Below are 15,511 nucleotides of genomic sequence, written 5' to 3'. Positions count from 1 at the left end.
TGTTAAATTACTTCCTTGCTTCTAGAAAAGTTTAAGATGAAGTACTGATAATAATGAACGTGCAAAAAATTTCTTATATAATAGAGGAAGTAATTTGGGAGTAGTTAAATTTGATATGCCTAAATCGTTATATCGGTTTATAAATAAAATGAAATACTTTAATCCCACCCTACCAAGGGCAACTATCCTGAAAATAGTTGAACAAAAAACGCTAGGGAATCCATATGAATTATCAGCAAGTTGAATTGAATGAATAGAAAAATACACCCAGAATGGCAGGATTATAAGATAATAATAAAAGGAGGATATTATGATATTAGAACCGCTTTATGCAGAAAACATTATAGTAGCCGTTATATATAAAAATGAGTTTAGATGGTATGTAACAGATAAAGAACTATGGTTTTTAGATTATGATAAATTAGATCATGCATATAAAAATTTAGGTGTAAGCATTGAAGATAATGAGGAAACGGAAGAAAGAAATGGAATACAAGTATTAAATAATGAAAATGTAGAAGTATTTTTACTAAGGATTAATCAATATAAAACAACTAAAGAGGAAATAAATTATTTACTAATTGAAAATATTAAAAGGAAAAATGCAGGAGAAGATCTATTAGATTTTAGTCCAGTCTTATTAATTAACTTTGATAATAAAATACTATATTCAATGTTTCCAGAACCGGCATCATACGAAAACTATGTACCAAAAGATTGGAGTGGTACATATGAAGATTTCACTGAATTCATACCTACATCAGAGAAATATTGGATAGATAAGTTTAATAATAATCTACTTTTACTATAATTCAAGTAGGACAAGAGTGATGATAGTATAAGAACTTCTTACCTTAATAGAGCTTATGAGATTAATGGAGAAGTAAATAGAGTCCCTAAATCCAGAAATAAAGGAGTAAAATAGTCATGAAATATCCATATAGTTTTGAAGTACTTAACAGTAGAAATTTAGTTATGAGACTTCCTCAAGAAATTAAACTTGTTGAAACTTTTTTAGGAATTGAAGTTTCAGCTTTTGGAGATTGGATTTTAGAAGAAATAAAAAGTGTTTTAAACGGAGAAAAAAATTATGTAGTAGTAAATGGCAACATTTGCGGTTTAGAAATTCGGAACGATACAACTACTGTGTTAGACAATTTAGCCGAAGATGGTAAAGGCGAATATTGTGAAATTGAAACAATGGACTTGGTAGAATTAATTCATATTTGGTTAGATAAACAAAAAGAATATAAGAAAGATAAAAATAAAGGATTGTAATAATTTACATAGCTGGCCTCTTAATGAAGTCGGCTTTATTTATTACTCATATAAATTTTAATCACAAGGCGTATGATATAGGTTTCCAACTTTACGCGTAGGGTTCCCTATGCTATTTATTTTTCTCATCGAAGTCACTCTTTCCTTCCCCTCCTCTATGTTTTACCGATAATACTAGTTTATATCAAGACATATTGCACATAAAACTACAAATCATTATTTACCATATTGCCCTAAGTTACGGAAACAATTATACTAGATATAATCGAGATAAATAATCTGAATATTCTCAGAATTAGAGATAAGATTTTTACTTCCCGCAAATAGAGGCGTAAATTCTATTTTCCACTAAATAGATTAGAAAACGTTAATAAAATGAGGAGGGTTACGATGCCCCAGCTTGATTCATTACATCCTATTGTAGAAAAAATAATAAACAATATTGAAAAATTAATGGTCGGAAAACGAAAAGAAACGATCTTATCCTTGACAGCTCTCTTAGCTGAAGGTCATGTACTATTAGAAGATGTTCCTGGTGTCGGGAAAACAATGTTAGTACGTGCTCTTTCTAAATCCATTGATGCTGATTACAAGCGAATTCAATTCACACCTGATTTACTGCCGTCAGATGTAACAGGTGTTTCTATTTACAATCCAAAAGAGCTCCAATTTGAGTTCAAGCCTGGACCAATCATGGGGAATTTTATACTTGCTGATGAAATTAATCGTACATCTCCCAAAACACAATCTGCCTTACTTGAAAGTATGGAAGAAGGCAATATTACAATAGATGGCATGACAAGACCGTTACCAAAACCGTTCTTTGTAATGGCTACACAAAATCCGGTCGAATATGAGGGAACATACCCTTTACCAGAAGCCCAGCTCGATCGATTCTTATTGAAACTAAAAATGGGATATCCTACACCAGAAGAAGAATTTGAAATTTTAAACCGGATGGAAAAAACAAATCCACTCTCCCATCTACAAGCTATTACTACAATAAAAGAGTTACTTTATTTACAACAAAGCGTACGAGAAGTAAGCATGGACAAAGCAATCAAGCATTACATTGTAAAGCTTGTTAGTCAGACTCGTTCTTATAGTTCTATACAGCTAGGTGCAAGTCCACGTGGCTCAATTGTTTTAATGAAAGCTTCACAAGCTTATGCATTCATCCATGGTAGAAATTATGTTATTCCAGACGATGTTAAATTTTTAGCTCCTTACGTGTTAGCTCACAGACTCATTCTAAAAATGGAAGCAAAATTTGAAGGAGTAACAGGGGAACAAGTTATTTCAAAAATCGTTGCACGAACTGCCGTGCCGACTCAAAGGACGATGAACCTTTGATGAAACGCATGCTACGAGCACTATATCATGTTACTAAGTTATCACTCATTCCTTTATGCCTAGTCTTAACCTTTGTATACGCTATGCTTCAAGGAGGATTTGTAAGTTGGTTTTTGTTTTACAGTGCGATTCCTATTGGCCTTTATTCACTATTGCTTCCCTTCTTTGCTTTACGGAACGCTGAGGTAAAACGAAGAACAAATCAAGACGAATATGTAGCAGGAGAACCATTTTTAAGCACGATTACAATAAAAAGAAGTTTTCCATTTCCCTTACTTTATTTAATTATAGAAGATGAACTGCCATTACAATTCACAAATTGTAAACAAACGAAAGTAAATAAGGCAATACTCTTTCCAGGATTGAAACAAAATATTTCGTTTCAATATGCAATTGACACAATACCTAGAGGAGAGCACACTTTTTCAAGCGTACGTGTCAAAATTGGTGATCTATTCGGTATGATGGAGAAAGAAGTAACTTTTTCAGTTCCAGATACATTTTTAGTCTACCCTCAGTATGTAGATATAACATATCGACAATTGGAAAATCATTTCGAACAAGGAGCGCTTTCAGCAAATATAAATTTAGCAAAAGACTCTACAATTTCTGTCGGTGTCAGAGAATATAAACCTGGCGACCGCTTTTCATGGATTGATTGGAAAGCAACTGCACGAACAAACAATATTATGACGAAAGAGTTTGAACAACAACGCAGCCATAATATCATGATATTTATGGACAGAACCCCATCCCCTCTATTCGAATCAGTCGTCACATTTACTGCCTCTATTGTCAGGTCTGTCTTGAAGCAAAATTCACCGGCGTCATTCGTGTCTGTCGGAAAAGAACGTACTTTTTTTCCTTTAGACAATGGAGATAGCCAGTTGCAGCAAATCTTTTGTCATTTAGCGAAAGTACACGCAGATAGTGTATTCCCGCTCTCCCGGAGTGTAGAAATGGAATTAAGAAAAATTTATGAGCCCGTCACGATTATACTCGTGACAAGCGATCTTTCTCCCGATATTCAAAAGGCGGCTGACTTTGCTGCTATAAAAAATAGAAAATTAATGGTGTTTGTCGTAAAAGAAAAAGCAAATCAACTCTCACACCGAGAACTCAGTATTCTAGAAACTCTACAAAAACGACAAATATTTGTAAATGTGGTTTATGGAAACCAGTATACAAACGTGTTTTTTGAGGTGAGCAAATGATAACATTACAGGAAAAAAAACAATTGGATATGACTAGATTTTTCATGCATGCATGCGCATTTCTACTTTTACTAGAATGGCTAAGGCCCCTCGTAGGTATTACAAACGTAGGTAGATTAGATATTTTTATAATATTTATAGGAATTTGCTTCACACTCTCTTTTTTTCAAACAAGTTGGCAGATTCCAATAAAGATCGTCACGATTTTATTCATCATTCATTTCCTATATTATAAAAATGCTTTTATAAATCCATCTTGGCTAACGAAATTTTTTACTGATATTTCTCAAAATTCCTCCTTGTTATTTCAGGGGAATTTGCTAGATATTTCTCCAGTTTTCCCAACACTTTTATTGCTTTTATCATTTTGGTTTTTAAGTGCTTTCATCTCTTTTTGGATGATTCATAAAAAACGTGGGTTGTTATTTCTTATATTGACTATTATTTATATCACAATTTTTCACGACTTACATTTATACAATGCAAACTACGCTATTATTCGTACTGTTGTCATCGTTTTTTTTATGCTTAGTCATCTCCACATAGAACGAATAAAAGAGATGGAACACTTACAAAATTATGCTAGAGAAATCTCAAAATTACTTAGACCACTTACACTATTTATTGTATTTTCAGTAACCATCGCATACTTTGCTCCAAAATTTGGACCTCAATGGCCAAACCCAATGGATTTTTTAAAATTCAATACATCCGAAGCAAGTAAAAAGCAAGAAGTTTCTAAAATTGGGTATGGTTTAGATGACTCGAGATTAGGCGGTCCTTTTAAGGCGGATCCTACAATTGTTTTCACAGCACAAACGCAAAACAAACAATATTGGAGAGTCGAAACGAAAGATTTTTATACAGGAAAAGGCTGGGAAGTTTCTGAAAATCAAAAAAAGATTTCTTTTAAAAATAAAAACGACGTCGTGAGCTGGTACGAACAAAATACAAAAATGGAGACAACAAAGGCAACAATCAACATGCAAAAAAGTTATCCTCACCTTACCTATCCAGCAGGGTTAATATCAGTTGAGGCTTCTTCAGATGTATCATACAGCGTTGACCCATTTTCTGAAAAAATCTATACGATGGATGGAGATTCTTCTACTACTTTAAATTCCTATAAAGTAACATATGATGTCCCGGAGTTTTCCATAGAAAAATTGAAAGCTGTTAAAATGAATGAAGGCCAAGAAACAAATCCTTATTTCATGAAAAAGTACACGCAACTTCCCGAATCATTACCGCAGCGAGTAAGAGACTTAGCTGTTAATCTAACAAATGATAAAGACAACCGATATGATAAAGTATTAGCTATTGAAAACTACTTTACCGACCATTCTTTTGTATATGAAACAATGAATGTCTCGTTCCCTGCCAAAAACCAAGATTATGTAGATCAATTCCTTTTCGATACAAAAAGCGGCTACTGTAATAATTTCTCGACATCTATGATCGTGTTACTTCGTTCCGCCGGGATTCCTGCTCGCTGGGTAAAAGGTTATACGGAAGGAACTCTTGATAATACACTTGCCTCTGCAGAAGGTGACGATGTATATAAAATCGCGAATGATAACGCACACTCTTGGGTCGAAGTATATTTCCCAGGATACGGATGGATTCCATTCGAACCAACAAAAGGATTTACGAATCCCTATAATTTCACAAATAATACTCCTGCTCCTACTATACAAAATAGCGAAGAAACTAATTCTCAAAACGAGCAAATACGCCAGCGGAACAATGAAGCCAAGCTCAAAAATTTAATAGACGATACAGAAGAAACTACTACTAAAAAGAGTACAAATTCTAAAAATGAATTTTCCTGGTGGTACGTATTTCTCTCTACGATATCGACTAGTATTGTAGGATATATTCTCTTCACCACTAGAATAAAATGGATTACATTTTTTATCATTCTTTTCTATAAATACCGAAAAGGTGATGCTGTTTATAGCAAAGCTTATGGCGCACTTTTAAAACAATTTGCGCGAATCGGTATACCACGTGGGGAAAGTCAAACATTCCGAGAATATGCTCTCCACATTGATACACTTTACAACTCGGCTCATATGCAACAACTTACTTTCAGTTATGAGAACGCTATGTATCAAAAGGGACAATCCGCAACAGAATGGCAGAAATCCGTACACTTATGGGAAATCCTTATGAAAAAAGCAGCCTCTCCGCCAAAATCAAATGACTTCCATTCAGCGATTTAATCTTGATAATGTGAGTTGAAAGAAAACGCCTCAAAGAACTACATTGTTCTTTGAGGCGTTTTTTAATAAAGTGAAATTCCTAGTTATTCCCCAAGTACCTTCTCAATCTCAACCTCTAAATCCACCGGCTTCGTTTGCGGCGCAAAACGCCCTACTACTTTCCCGTCTTTTCCGATTAGAAACTTAGTAAAGTTCCATTTCACTGCTTTCATACCGAGTAAACCTGGTGCTTGTTCTGTCATGTATGTATACAGAGGATGAGCCTTGTCACCTTTTACATCAACCTTTGAAAACATCGGGAAATTTACACCGTAGTTTAACTCACAAAAACTAGTAATATCTGCTTCTGTACCTGGTTCTTGTCCTCCGAATTGGTTACAAGGGAAACCGAGTATTTCTAGTCCTTTGTCTTTATATTTATCATATACTTCTTGTAACCCTTTATATTGCGGTGTAAAACCACACTTGCTAGCTACATTTACAATAAGAAGTGCTTTTCCTTCGTAATCTTTTAACGATTTATCTTCTCCTGTTATCGTTTTAGCTGAAAAATCATAAACTGTCATTTTCCTTACCCCTCTCTTCACTATCATTCTATGTTTATACTATACTACATTCATGAATATACAGCTCTTATTACGTACTTACACCCCAATATGATAGCGCTTTATTTCTGTTCAAAAATTCGACACAGACTACTAGACTTTTATGATGGAAAGTTTTACAATTGAATTGTGAACAAAATGTGACAGTTTGTATTCCATTATAAAAGAAAAGGATGGTGTTCATTATGAAAACTGCACAACATGAAACGATTTCAAATCGCGAGTTTTATTTCGTAATATATATGATGTTATTGTATGTTACTGGCTGGGTAATCGATGTAAATGGTTTATTTTTAAGCTCCTACTTTAATTTAGCAGGAGAGATTATGCTTCCAATCGTTGGTGGCATAGTTGGACTGTTCGTTATGTCTATCAATAAAGAACAAACGAAATAACAACACTTTAAAAAGGCAGAAGACGAGCTTTCGTTTTCTGCCTTTTTCTATTTTAGCGTATAATAGAAACATACAGTAACTAAGGAGTGGTAACGATGAAAAAAGTAGAGCAATTATCTTCACACCTATATCTTATTGATGATTTTGATTTACAACACAATGAACGAACTGGTACGTACGTTTTATTAGGTGACGATATTACTTTAATTGAAACTTGTGCAGCCCCTTCTCTTCCGTATATTTTAGATGGCTTACAACAATTACATATTGATTTATACGATGTAAAAAACATTATCGTTACACATGTTCATTTAGATCACGCCGGGGCTGCTGGTTTAATGATGGAAAAGTGTCCAAACGCTACTTTATATGTGCATTCTCGCGGTGCTCGTCATATGATTGACCCAACAAAACTCATTTTAGGCGCAAAAGCTGTATACAAAGAAGATTTCGATAAACTATTTGATCCAATTCTTCCTATAGAAGAAGAACGTGTTCGTATTGTACAAAATGGTGATACGTTAAAAATTGCCGCAGACCGTACACTTACATTTTACGATACACCGGGACATGCAAAGCACCATATTAGCATTCACGATTCATTAACAAACGGCATTTTTACTGGCGATACAATTGGCATTTATTATAGAGAACTCGCAGACCTTGGTGTTGAACTATATTTACCATCAACGTCCCCTTCACAATTCCAGCCAGATGCGATGATTGCTTCTAAAAATCATATTCAAAGTATAAATGTAGATACTATTTATTTCGGCCATTACGGTGCATCCTCCAATGTTACAGAAGTATATAACCAACTGGAACATTGGCTACCTATTTTCGTTCATACTGGTAAAGAGGTCTTTGAACAGTATAATGATTTCGACGAAGCGACTAAAGCATTACAAACTGTGTTAATGGAAAAAATCTCTTCTCATCTTACAATGTTAAACGTTCCATCAGATCATTCCGTTTATAACATTTTACATCTAGATATAGAAATTAGCGCGATGGGCATTATTGATTATTTCACAAAGTTAGAAAAAACAAATTCCACTATTAGCTAACAGTAAAAGAAGAGATATACAACAGTAGTTATTGTATATCTCTTTTTTCTTTGAATATATTTTGAGTAAAGGATGGTGGAATGCAATGCAAAAAGTGATGCTATACCTCTGCTTTACCTTATTTATCGTCTTATTATTATTTGTCGGGGTAAAAATTCAATTTTATTTAGATACAGATGCGCAGGTGAATTTTAACGTTTATCCAAGATTATTCTACTTTACACTCTTCCCTCTTATAGTTGGCATTTTATTACGATTCCTTCAATCCATTAATCGCGAAACAAGTAAACAAAACTGGCGCTTTCAACCGGATAAATTTATCGCTATTACTGTGCCTACGTTATTCATTTCCTTTTCTCCAGCTCTACTCTTTTCACCAGTTGGTGCATACCTACCTTATTTAACTAATATTATTCTTATAAATACTACTTTTGTTACGATAATTAGTTTAATAGCTGGTTATTCCCTTTTAGATTGTTTTATACAAAAAGATACTGCAAATATGAAAAGATATAATTGATGACCAATTCTTAAATGTCGTTGGTTACGACGGTCTGCTGTAAATAAATCTGGCACCGCACCATTAAATCGTTTTATTTATAAGTGCGATACTACTTGTAAAATTCACTATACATGCGGCAAGGAAATTTATGTTAAACTAAAGAAAATCGTGTACTAAGTCCCATGACACTTCAACTAAGGAAGAATTGTTATGTATAGATTTTTTGGATTCTCGTGTCTAACGTCTCTCGCAAGTATATGTTCTTTCTTTATTTTAAGAGGACCGCATGCAAGTTTAACTTTAATTATTACGATTCTAGCTATACTTTCATTACTCGGTATTATTTTTGCAATCGCATCAAAGAATTGGTTATTCGGAATAGTTGGTACAGCATTAAATGGAGTAATACTAGTATTTGTATATTTCTTATCGCTAGCAAAAGGAATAGGTGGTTAATATATTTACGTTTCAATAAGAAAAGCTCACAGCTTAGGCTATGAGCTTTTTTATTTATCGCACTTTTTCATCTACATACTCCATAAACTGCTCTGCTTTCATAAATCTTTCTTTGTACGCCTCAGGTATATCTTCTACTTTTATTCCACCAGTTGATTTAGTCTTCACTCGTACTATTTCATGTGTCATTAAAGCTTCCATATAGCGATCAAACTCTTCTTGTGTTAATACTTCTTTACTAGATTTATGACCATTTAATTTATCAAAGTATGGTTGAAGGCTCATACTTAAATTTTTCATTTCTTCTCTTTTTCCTAGTGATAATTGATCATAATCAATATTACCGTTCGAATCCCCGTACTCAAGTTTTGCATTTGTTAATTTCTTTAGTTCTGTTGTAAACTCTTCATATTCCTTCGCACCCATTTCATCTTTCGCTTCTGATAATTTTGCATTAAAACGCATATACGCTTCTAATGTCATTGCTCCAGCATGTTTTTTTAAATTCTCAAACGATCCGTATATACCATCCGCCATAATAGATTGGTAAGCAAAACCAGTCGTTGGGATTAAAAATACTGCTGCAAGCACCCCTGCGATAAGGCGCTTCTTCCTTTTACTTCCCCCGCTCTTCATTTTTATTTGGACAATTACTTTTTCCTTTAACTCCGGCGGAGCAATAATCCCCTTCGCTTCTTCTTGTATAGATTCTCTAACTCTACAATCTAAGCTCATTTCACATTCCCTACCTCTCCTAAAAAGATTTCTTCTACTTGCTCTTTTTGACGTAGTTTCTTTAATGCCGCATGAATTCTAGACATCACTGTACCGATTGGAATATGTAATATGTGTGCTACTTCTTCTTGAGTGTAATCGTGTAAGTATCTTAAGATAATAACTTGTTTCAATTTATACGGTAATTTATGAATGAGTTCGATTAGTTTTTGATTTGATATTTTACTTACAACATCATTAGAAAAATCAATTTGCACTGGTTTTCTTTGTTCTTCTGCTTTTTTTATAATGCGTAGTCGCATCCACCTCTTTCTTCTATAAGAGTGAATTTGTTTAATCGCAAGTCCAATTAGCCAAGGACGAAATGGCTTCTCACCATCATACTTACGAAGCGATTCATATAGTTGTATGTATATTTCTTGAACGACATCATCTACATCCGTTTTATCACCTATTAAAAAATATGCTGTTTTATATACTTCTTGAATCGTTTTATCATACAATTCGCCATACGCTTCTTTATTGCCTGATAAAGTTAATTGGATTAAATCTGTATACACTGTTTCCCCCTTCATGTACCATCCCTCCTTTGTCCTACACTATATATTGGCAAGAAAACGATATTTCGTTCGATTTCTTTCAAAGTTTTTTCAAATAAATTAATATAATGATGCAATGACTTCATAAGCTTCACTTATAACCCTGCATAACAATTATATAATTTCCCAATTTCTAATAAAGATTTAAAATAATATATATATTCAAATTTAGGAGGATGTATATGAAAGCTATCATTGTAACGTCGTTCGGTGGTCCTGAAGTGATGAAATATACAGATGTGGATATGCCGACTATTTCAGAAGATCAAGTTTTGATTCGCGTTGTTGCTACTAGTATAAATTTCGCCGATATTAAATCCCGTTATGGTAAAAAAGGAAATACAGCACTACCTTTTATACCAGGGATAGATGCCGCTGGTATTGTAGAACGTGTCGGTTCTCAAGTGAAAAATATTTATCCTGGACAACGTGTCATTGCTTTTCCTCAAAATGGATCTTACGCAGAATACGTTGTCGCAAACGAAAACCTTACTTTCGTTTTACCTGATAACGTCGATTTTCAAACTGCAGCTGCTTGTCCGATTGTATCTTTTACAAGCTATAATTTACTCGCAAATGTTGCAAGGCTTCAACAAGGTGAGTCTGTACTCATTCATGCAGCGGCTGGTGGAATTGGTACGACAGCAATTCAACTTGCTAAACTATTAGGGGCTGGAACAATTATCGGTACTGTTGGAAATGAAGCGAAAGGTAAAATCGCTTTAGATGCTGGAGCTGATTATGTTATTTGTCATCAAGATGAGGGTTTTGTAGAGAAAATCAATGCGCTGACAAATGGCGAAGGGGTCGATGTAATTTTAGATTCTATTTCTGGAACGGTTTCGGAAAGAAGTTTAAAATGTCTTGCTTATTACGGTCGCCTCGTTCATTTCGGTAATGCAAGCGGTGAAATTGGTAACTTTCAAACGAAAGATTTACACGCAAGTTGCCGCTCTATACTCGGTTTTAGCTTCGGCACTACACGAAAAAAACGTCCTGAACTCCTCCAAGAAACTGCAAATGAAGTTTTCCGCTATTTGCGTGACGGAAGTTTACAAATTAAAGCCACGAAATCTTTTCCACTTCAAGATGCAGGGAAAGCACATGAATGGGTCGAAAGTAGAAAAAGTACAGGGAAAGTAATACTAACTGTTCAGTCCTCTTCCTGAAATGAATACTTGAAACCGAGGTGTCATTCATGGGATCACGAATTATGCATGCTATTATCGCTAACAGGATTGCCGAGAAATTATCTATTCAAGATAAAACTTCTTTCATACTTGGAGGTGTGGCCCCTGATGCGGTTCATTCAGCAGAAGAAAAAGGAACTTCACACTTTTACGCTGGCACAACGAAAAACTATACGAGAAGGATAGATTTCAATTCTTTTTTTCAAAAATATAAAGCTCATATGGATTCCCCTTTTCTTCTTGGCTATTACACCCATCTCATTGCCGATGACAATTGGCTAAGTGGCTTTTTTCTACCATGGCTAAAAAATAGAATAGAAAATGACGAAACGATCGCACCTATGTACTATAACGATTTTAAATTGTTAAATGCAAAGTTGCTTCATCATTACGATACAGAACAGCAGCTCTTCTCTCTTCTCAACCAAGAGGCTCACATTGTGGATATTGAAGAAGTTTCTAAAGAAAACATATTAGCTTTTCGGAAGTATCTTTTTGAAGATATGTTGTATCCGGAGCAACATTTGCATGAAGACTTACAAGTATTTACGTTTAATCAAATCATTGGTTATATTGAGACAGCTATTGAAAAAGGCGTATTTTATATTAATCAACTCTCTAATGAAAAATCCACTTCAAACATGTAATCCCCCTCAATATATTTGAGGGGGATTTTCACATAGCAATATTATTATTTGTTCTTTTCCATAACCGCAAAATAATTGCCTTCACTATCAGCAAAGTTAAATACTTTACCAGAAGGCATAGTTACCATTTCACCAACAGTAACATTTTTATTTTTTAAATCTGTATATAATTGATCAAGATTTTCTGAGAAGAACATTAAAGATGGTGTACCAAGATTTAATTCTGGGCTCATCTTAGAAATAACTTCTTTGTTATGTAGTATGATACTCGTTTCTGCACCGTTAGTCGGAGCGATTTCAATCCATCTCATTCCTTGCTTGTTATCTTCCTCTGCAACTACATGAAACCCTACCTTTTCCGTCCAAAAATTTACTGCCTCATCTTGATTATTTACATACAACATAATTTGTCCAACTTTATGGATCATTTCATTTCCCCCTAATGGTTTTTATATTCTATGTAGGTTTCTACAGGTGCTACCGTTATTCCTTTTGAATTTATATGTACTTCTTTGCAAAATTTATCGACTGACTCATCCCATCCAATTCGTCAAAGTAATCATTTCTTTCAATCATGTTATATCCGTCGAATCTAATTTCATCTAATACCTTGAAGAATATATCGAAATCCACTTCACCATTTCCTGCTGCTACTTCTATATACTTACTCGAACTATCACTTTTTACTTCTTTACAATCTTTAATATGAGTTTGTACTATATAATCTTTTAATAGTAATAAACCTTCTACCGGATTTTCATTTACATTACTTATTAAATTTGCTGGGTCAAAGTTAACCGCTAGTCCTTTTGAATTTATATTTTCTAAAAATCTTTTTAACACTATCGCTTTTTCAGAACCAGTCTCAATTGCAAAAACCCCTCCAAATTTGAGTGCTAATTCCCCTATCTCATAACAAACTTGTTCCATTTTATTATAATACTCACTTTTTTCATCATCTGGAATTCCCCCGATATGAGCTGTTATTATCTTTGCTCCTAGCTCCAAACCTCTGTCAGTAATGTATTTAAACTGATCTATTTCACTGTCAACTTCCGTTCCCACAATTCCATTTTCTCCAAAGCTAATTGCTAATGATGGAACCTTTATTCCATTAAAAGATAAGCTTTTCTTTAAAGTATTCCATTCTACCCTTGGAATATTAGCTAAGTTGAAGTTCTTATTCATAGCATATAATTGAATACATTCTACATTCCATTCTCTCGCCTTATTTATTCCTTCATTTACTTCAATATGTTTCGTATTTAAAAACATTCCTAATTTCCTATCCATATATGTACCTTCTTTTTATTATTTCGCATCAGTTTAATATTCGACTCTCTTTATATTACTTCCTTGTACAAAACTAAATGAGAAATAATTTACCTTTATCGATATTTCTTATAATATGGGTACATTTAAATTCCCTTTGTTATTGAATTACAAACAAAAAAGACGTAACTACAAATAGTTACGTCTCCCTAATTATTTATCTAGGTTTTTTCTTCCCAGTAAATGCTGGTTTCTTTTTCTTTGGTGCTTTCGGTTTCGTTTCTACAAATGATCCGTTGAACATTTCTTGCTTCGTAAACACGATACCTAATTTTTTTGCAAATTGAAGTAATTTACGCTCTTCTTGTTGTGTTACAAGAGAAACGACAGTTCCTTCTTTACCCATACGTCCTGTACGTCCTGAGCGGTGAATATATTGGTCTACTGTGTCTGGTAACTCCAAGTGGATTACATGTGTTAAATCATCGATATCTATTCCACGTGCTGCAATATCAGTAGCAAGTAGAATTTCTAATTTCCCGCTGCGGAAAGCACGCATCGTTGCTTCACGCTCTTGCTTACTTGCCTCTGAATGAAGAGCTGCTGCTTTCATTTTACGGAATTGCAATTTCTGAGTAATTTCATCTAAACGGAATGGGTCATTTAAGAAAGCAACAGCTTTTACATCGCCCATATGCATAATTCTTCTTACGTAATCATTTTTTTCGCGTCGCTCACAAATGATATACGTATGCTCAACTAGGCTTTTTGACTCTGCACGTGTTATACGTACTAATTGTGGTTCAACTGCTAAATCACGTGCAGCATCTTCTGCCGCTTTTGTAATTGTCGCCGAGAAGAATACTAATTGACGATCTCGCATTGTAGATTTAATTACATCTTGTACTGCGCCCATCATCTTTTGTTTTACAATTTGATCAAACTCATCAAATACAATCGTTTTTACTTCATGCATCTTTAGCTTTTTCATTCGAATTAATTCTAAAATACGTCCTGGTGAACCGACAATTACTCTCGGGTGTTTCTTTAATTTTTCAACTTGGCGCTTAATATCTGCACCACCAATTAAAGATGCCCCTGAAATTTCAGTCCCTGCTGTAAACTTTTGAACCTCTTCGTGAATTTGCATGACAAGCTCACGTGTTGGCGCTAAAACAACAACTTGTGGTTGTTTTACTTCAGGATTGATTTTATGTAAAAGGGGTAATAAGTACGCTAATGTTTTTCCTGTTCCAGTTGGAGATTCAGCTATAACGTCTTGTCCTTCTAAAATAGTTGGAATCGCTTGTTTTTGAATTTCAGTTAATTCTTTAAAACCAGCCTTCTCCCAAGCTTGTTGTAAAAATGGTTGCATATCTTTTATCATTTGTTTTTCTCCTTTATCTCTATTTTTGAAGAAAATGTTGTATTGTTCGCACCGTTTCTATCATGTGTGAAATAACAGCTATTAAATCATCAACATGGTCTTCTGTAATCGCTTTTTGAAATAGAACCTCTACCTTATTATGATATGAAATCGCTTGCTTATTATATTCGTATGAAATTTTCTGCGTAATCATTCTTTCTTTTCCCCATATAGAATGCATGAAAGTTTCAATTTCTTCACACACTACCTCTGGCTTTTCTATCGGGAATGAAAATGCTAACTTCATTTCACAACCTGGTGTAAATTGTGGTACTTCCAATATTTCACCAGACAAGTTCTTTGCATCTACAGATAGTGAAAATGTTGCTTTTACTACCGGTTCGAACGGTTCTGTTAATTGAAATGAAATATGGTATATACGACTTAATGAGGCAAGGTCCATCATGTCTTTTCGATCTGTTACAAGAATATCTCCATGTAAATCAAAATCATAAACAGCACCTTCTACGATTACTTTTAAATTATCAAAAGCAGTTGGATCAAACATAATTTCCTCCAAAAAACAGGCGCCTTTCGATGGAAAGGC

The 15,511-nt window shown here is 34.2% G+C and carries 18 protein-coding genes; 11 read left to right on the top strand and 7 right to left on the bottom strand.

Translation table 11 applies throughout. The features are described 5' to 3' along the window. Positions 1–310: 310 nt before the first annotated feature. From DN392_RS18590 to DN392_RS18570, 5 genes are all read left to right on the top strand, one after another. Complete coding sequence (locus DN392_RS18590) at positions 311–811, top strand: hypothetical protein (RefSeq protein ID WP_071742720.1); 501 nt, start codon at positions 311–313, stop codon at positions 809–811. A gap of 116 nt (positions 812–927) precedes the next feature. Beyond that, the gene (locus DN392_RS18585) at positions 928–1,278 is read left to right on the top strand and encodes a hypothetical protein (protein WP_061672509.1); all 351 of its coding nucleotides are present in this window, start codon (positions 928–930) and stop codon (positions 1,276–1,278) included. 390 nt (positions 1,279–1,668) lie between these two features. Further along, complete coding sequence (locus tag DN392_RS18580) at positions 1,669–2,631, top strand: AAA family ATPase (RefSeq protein WP_071742722.1); 963 nt, start codon at positions 1,669–1,671, stop codon at positions 2,629–2,631. Beyond that, positions 2,631–3,845: a DUF58 domain-containing protein gene (locus DN392_RS18575; protein WP_061672510.1), complete on the top strand. Its 1,215-nt coding sequence runs from the start codon at positions 2,631–2,633 to the stop codon at positions 3,843–3,845. Before DN392_RS18580 ends, DN392_RS18575 begins: the two co-directional genes overlap by 1 nt. After that, positions 3,842–6,070: a transglutaminase TgpA family protein gene (locus DN392_RS18570; RefSeq protein ID WP_071742725.1), complete on the top strand. Its 2,229-nt coding sequence runs from the start codon at positions 3,842–3,844 to the stop codon at positions 6,068–6,070. Before DN392_RS18575 ends, DN392_RS18570 begins: the two co-directional genes overlap by 4 nt. Before the next feature lie 83 nt (positions 6,071–6,153). On the opposite strand, the gene bsaA is transcribed toward DN392_RS18570, so the two are convergent. After that, positions 6,154–6,636, bottom strand: a complete 483-nt coding sequence (gene bsaA / locus DN392_RS18565; RefSeq protein ID WP_000219419.1) for a glutathione peroxidase — start codon at positions 6,634–6,636, stop codon at positions 6,154–6,156. Between the two features lie 224 nt (positions 6,637–6,860). On the opposite strand from bsaA, the gene DN392_RS18560 reads away from it, so the two are divergent. From DN392_RS18560 to DN392_RS18545, 4 genes are all read left to right on the top strand, one after another. Further along, positions 6,861–7,070, top strand: a complete 210-nt coding sequence (locus DN392_RS18560; protein ID WP_000844971.1) for a DUF3925 domain-containing protein — start codon at positions 6,861–6,863, stop codon at positions 7,068–7,070. 95 nt (positions 7,071–7,165) lie between these two features. Further along, positions 7,166–8,137 (top strand): MBL fold metallo-hydrolase, encoded by a 972-nt coding sequence (locus tag DN392_RS18555; RefSeq protein ID WP_071742727.1) that lies wholly within the window; start codon positions 7,166–7,168, stop codon positions 8,135–8,137. Positions 8,138–8,222: 85 nt separating this feature from the next. Next, positions 8,223–8,657 (top strand): hypothetical protein, encoded by a 435-nt coding sequence (locus tag DN392_RS18550; RefSeq protein WP_061672513.1) that lies wholly within the window; start codon positions 8,223–8,225, stop codon positions 8,655–8,657. A gap of 192 nt (positions 8,658–8,849) precedes the next feature. Continuing rightward, positions 8,850–9,095 (top strand): hypothetical protein, encoded by a 246-nt coding sequence (locus tag DN392_RS18545; RefSeq protein WP_061672514.1) that lies wholly within the window; start codon positions 8,850–8,852, stop codon positions 9,093–9,095. A 54-nt stretch (positions 9,096–9,149) separates the two neighbouring features. Here DN392_RS18545 and DN392_RS18540 read toward each other — a convergent pair whose 3' ends face one another. Continuing rightward, positions 9,150–9,830: a DUF3600 domain-containing protein gene (locus DN392_RS18540; RefSeq protein ID WP_071742729.1), complete on the bottom strand. Its 681-nt coding sequence runs from the start codon at positions 9,828–9,830 to the stop codon at positions 9,150–9,152. Next, positions 9,827–10,405 (bottom strand): sigma-70 family RNA polymerase sigma factor, encoded by a 579-nt coding sequence (locus DN392_RS18535; RefSeq protein WP_088321661.1) that lies wholly within the window; start codon positions 10,403–10,405, stop codon positions 9,827–9,829. Before DN392_RS18535 ends, DN392_RS18540 begins: the two co-directional genes overlap by 4 nt. Before the next feature lie 206 nt (positions 10,406–10,611). Here DN392_RS18535 and DN392_RS18530 point away from each other — a divergent pair, with 206 nt between their 5' ends. Further along, positions 10,612–11,598 (top strand): quinone oxidoreductase family protein, encoded by a 987-nt coding sequence (locus DN392_RS18530; protein WP_064056646.1) that lies wholly within the window; start codon positions 10,612–10,614, stop codon positions 11,596–11,598. A 29-nt stretch (positions 11,599–11,627) separates the two neighbouring features. After that, a complete protein-coding gene (locus DN392_RS18525; protein ID WP_061672518.1) occupies positions 11,628–12,266 on the top strand; it encodes a zinc dependent phospholipase C family protein in 639 nt (212 codons plus the stop codon). Between the two features lie 44 nt (positions 12,267–12,310). Here DN392_RS18525 and DN392_RS18520 read toward each other — a convergent pair whose 3' ends face one another. The 4 genes from DN392_RS18520 to DN392_RS18505 all read right to left on the bottom strand — a co-directional run bounded on the left by DN392_RS18520 (position 12,311) and on the right by DN392_RS18505 (position 15,472). Further along, on the bottom strand, positions 12,311–12,694 hold the full coding sequence (locus tag DN392_RS18520; protein ID WP_064056645.1) for a VOC family protein: 384 nt from the start codon (positions 12,692–12,694) through the stop codon (positions 12,311–12,313). A gap of 70 nt (positions 12,695–12,764) precedes the next feature. Next, entirely contained in the window at positions 12,765–13,559 is a 795-nt protein-coding gene (locus DN392_RS18515) for a sugar phosphate isomerase/epimerase family protein (RefSeq protein ID WP_061672520.1), read from the bottom strand. Positions 13,560–13,755: 196 nt separating this feature from the next. Then, entirely contained in the window at positions 13,756–14,925 is a 1,170-nt protein-coding gene (locus DN392_RS18510; RefSeq protein ID WP_000588609.1) for a DEAD/DEAH box helicase, read from the bottom strand. A 19-nt stretch (positions 14,926–14,944) separates the two neighbouring features. After that, positions 14,945–15,472, bottom strand: a complete 528-nt coding sequence (locus tag DN392_RS18505; RefSeq protein ID WP_000460226.1) for a hypothetical protein — start codon at positions 15,470–15,472, stop codon at positions 14,945–14,947. Between the last annotated feature and the right edge of the window lie 39 nt (positions 15,473–15,511).

The sequence above is a fragment of the Bacillus sp. BB51/4 genome (genome assembly GCF_008368845.1).
Classification (GTDB): Bacteria; Bacillota; Bacilli; order Bacillales; family Bacillaceae_G; genus Bacillus_A; species Bacillus_A wiedmannii.
This window is presented reverse-complemented; position numbering and strand designations above follow the sequence as displayed.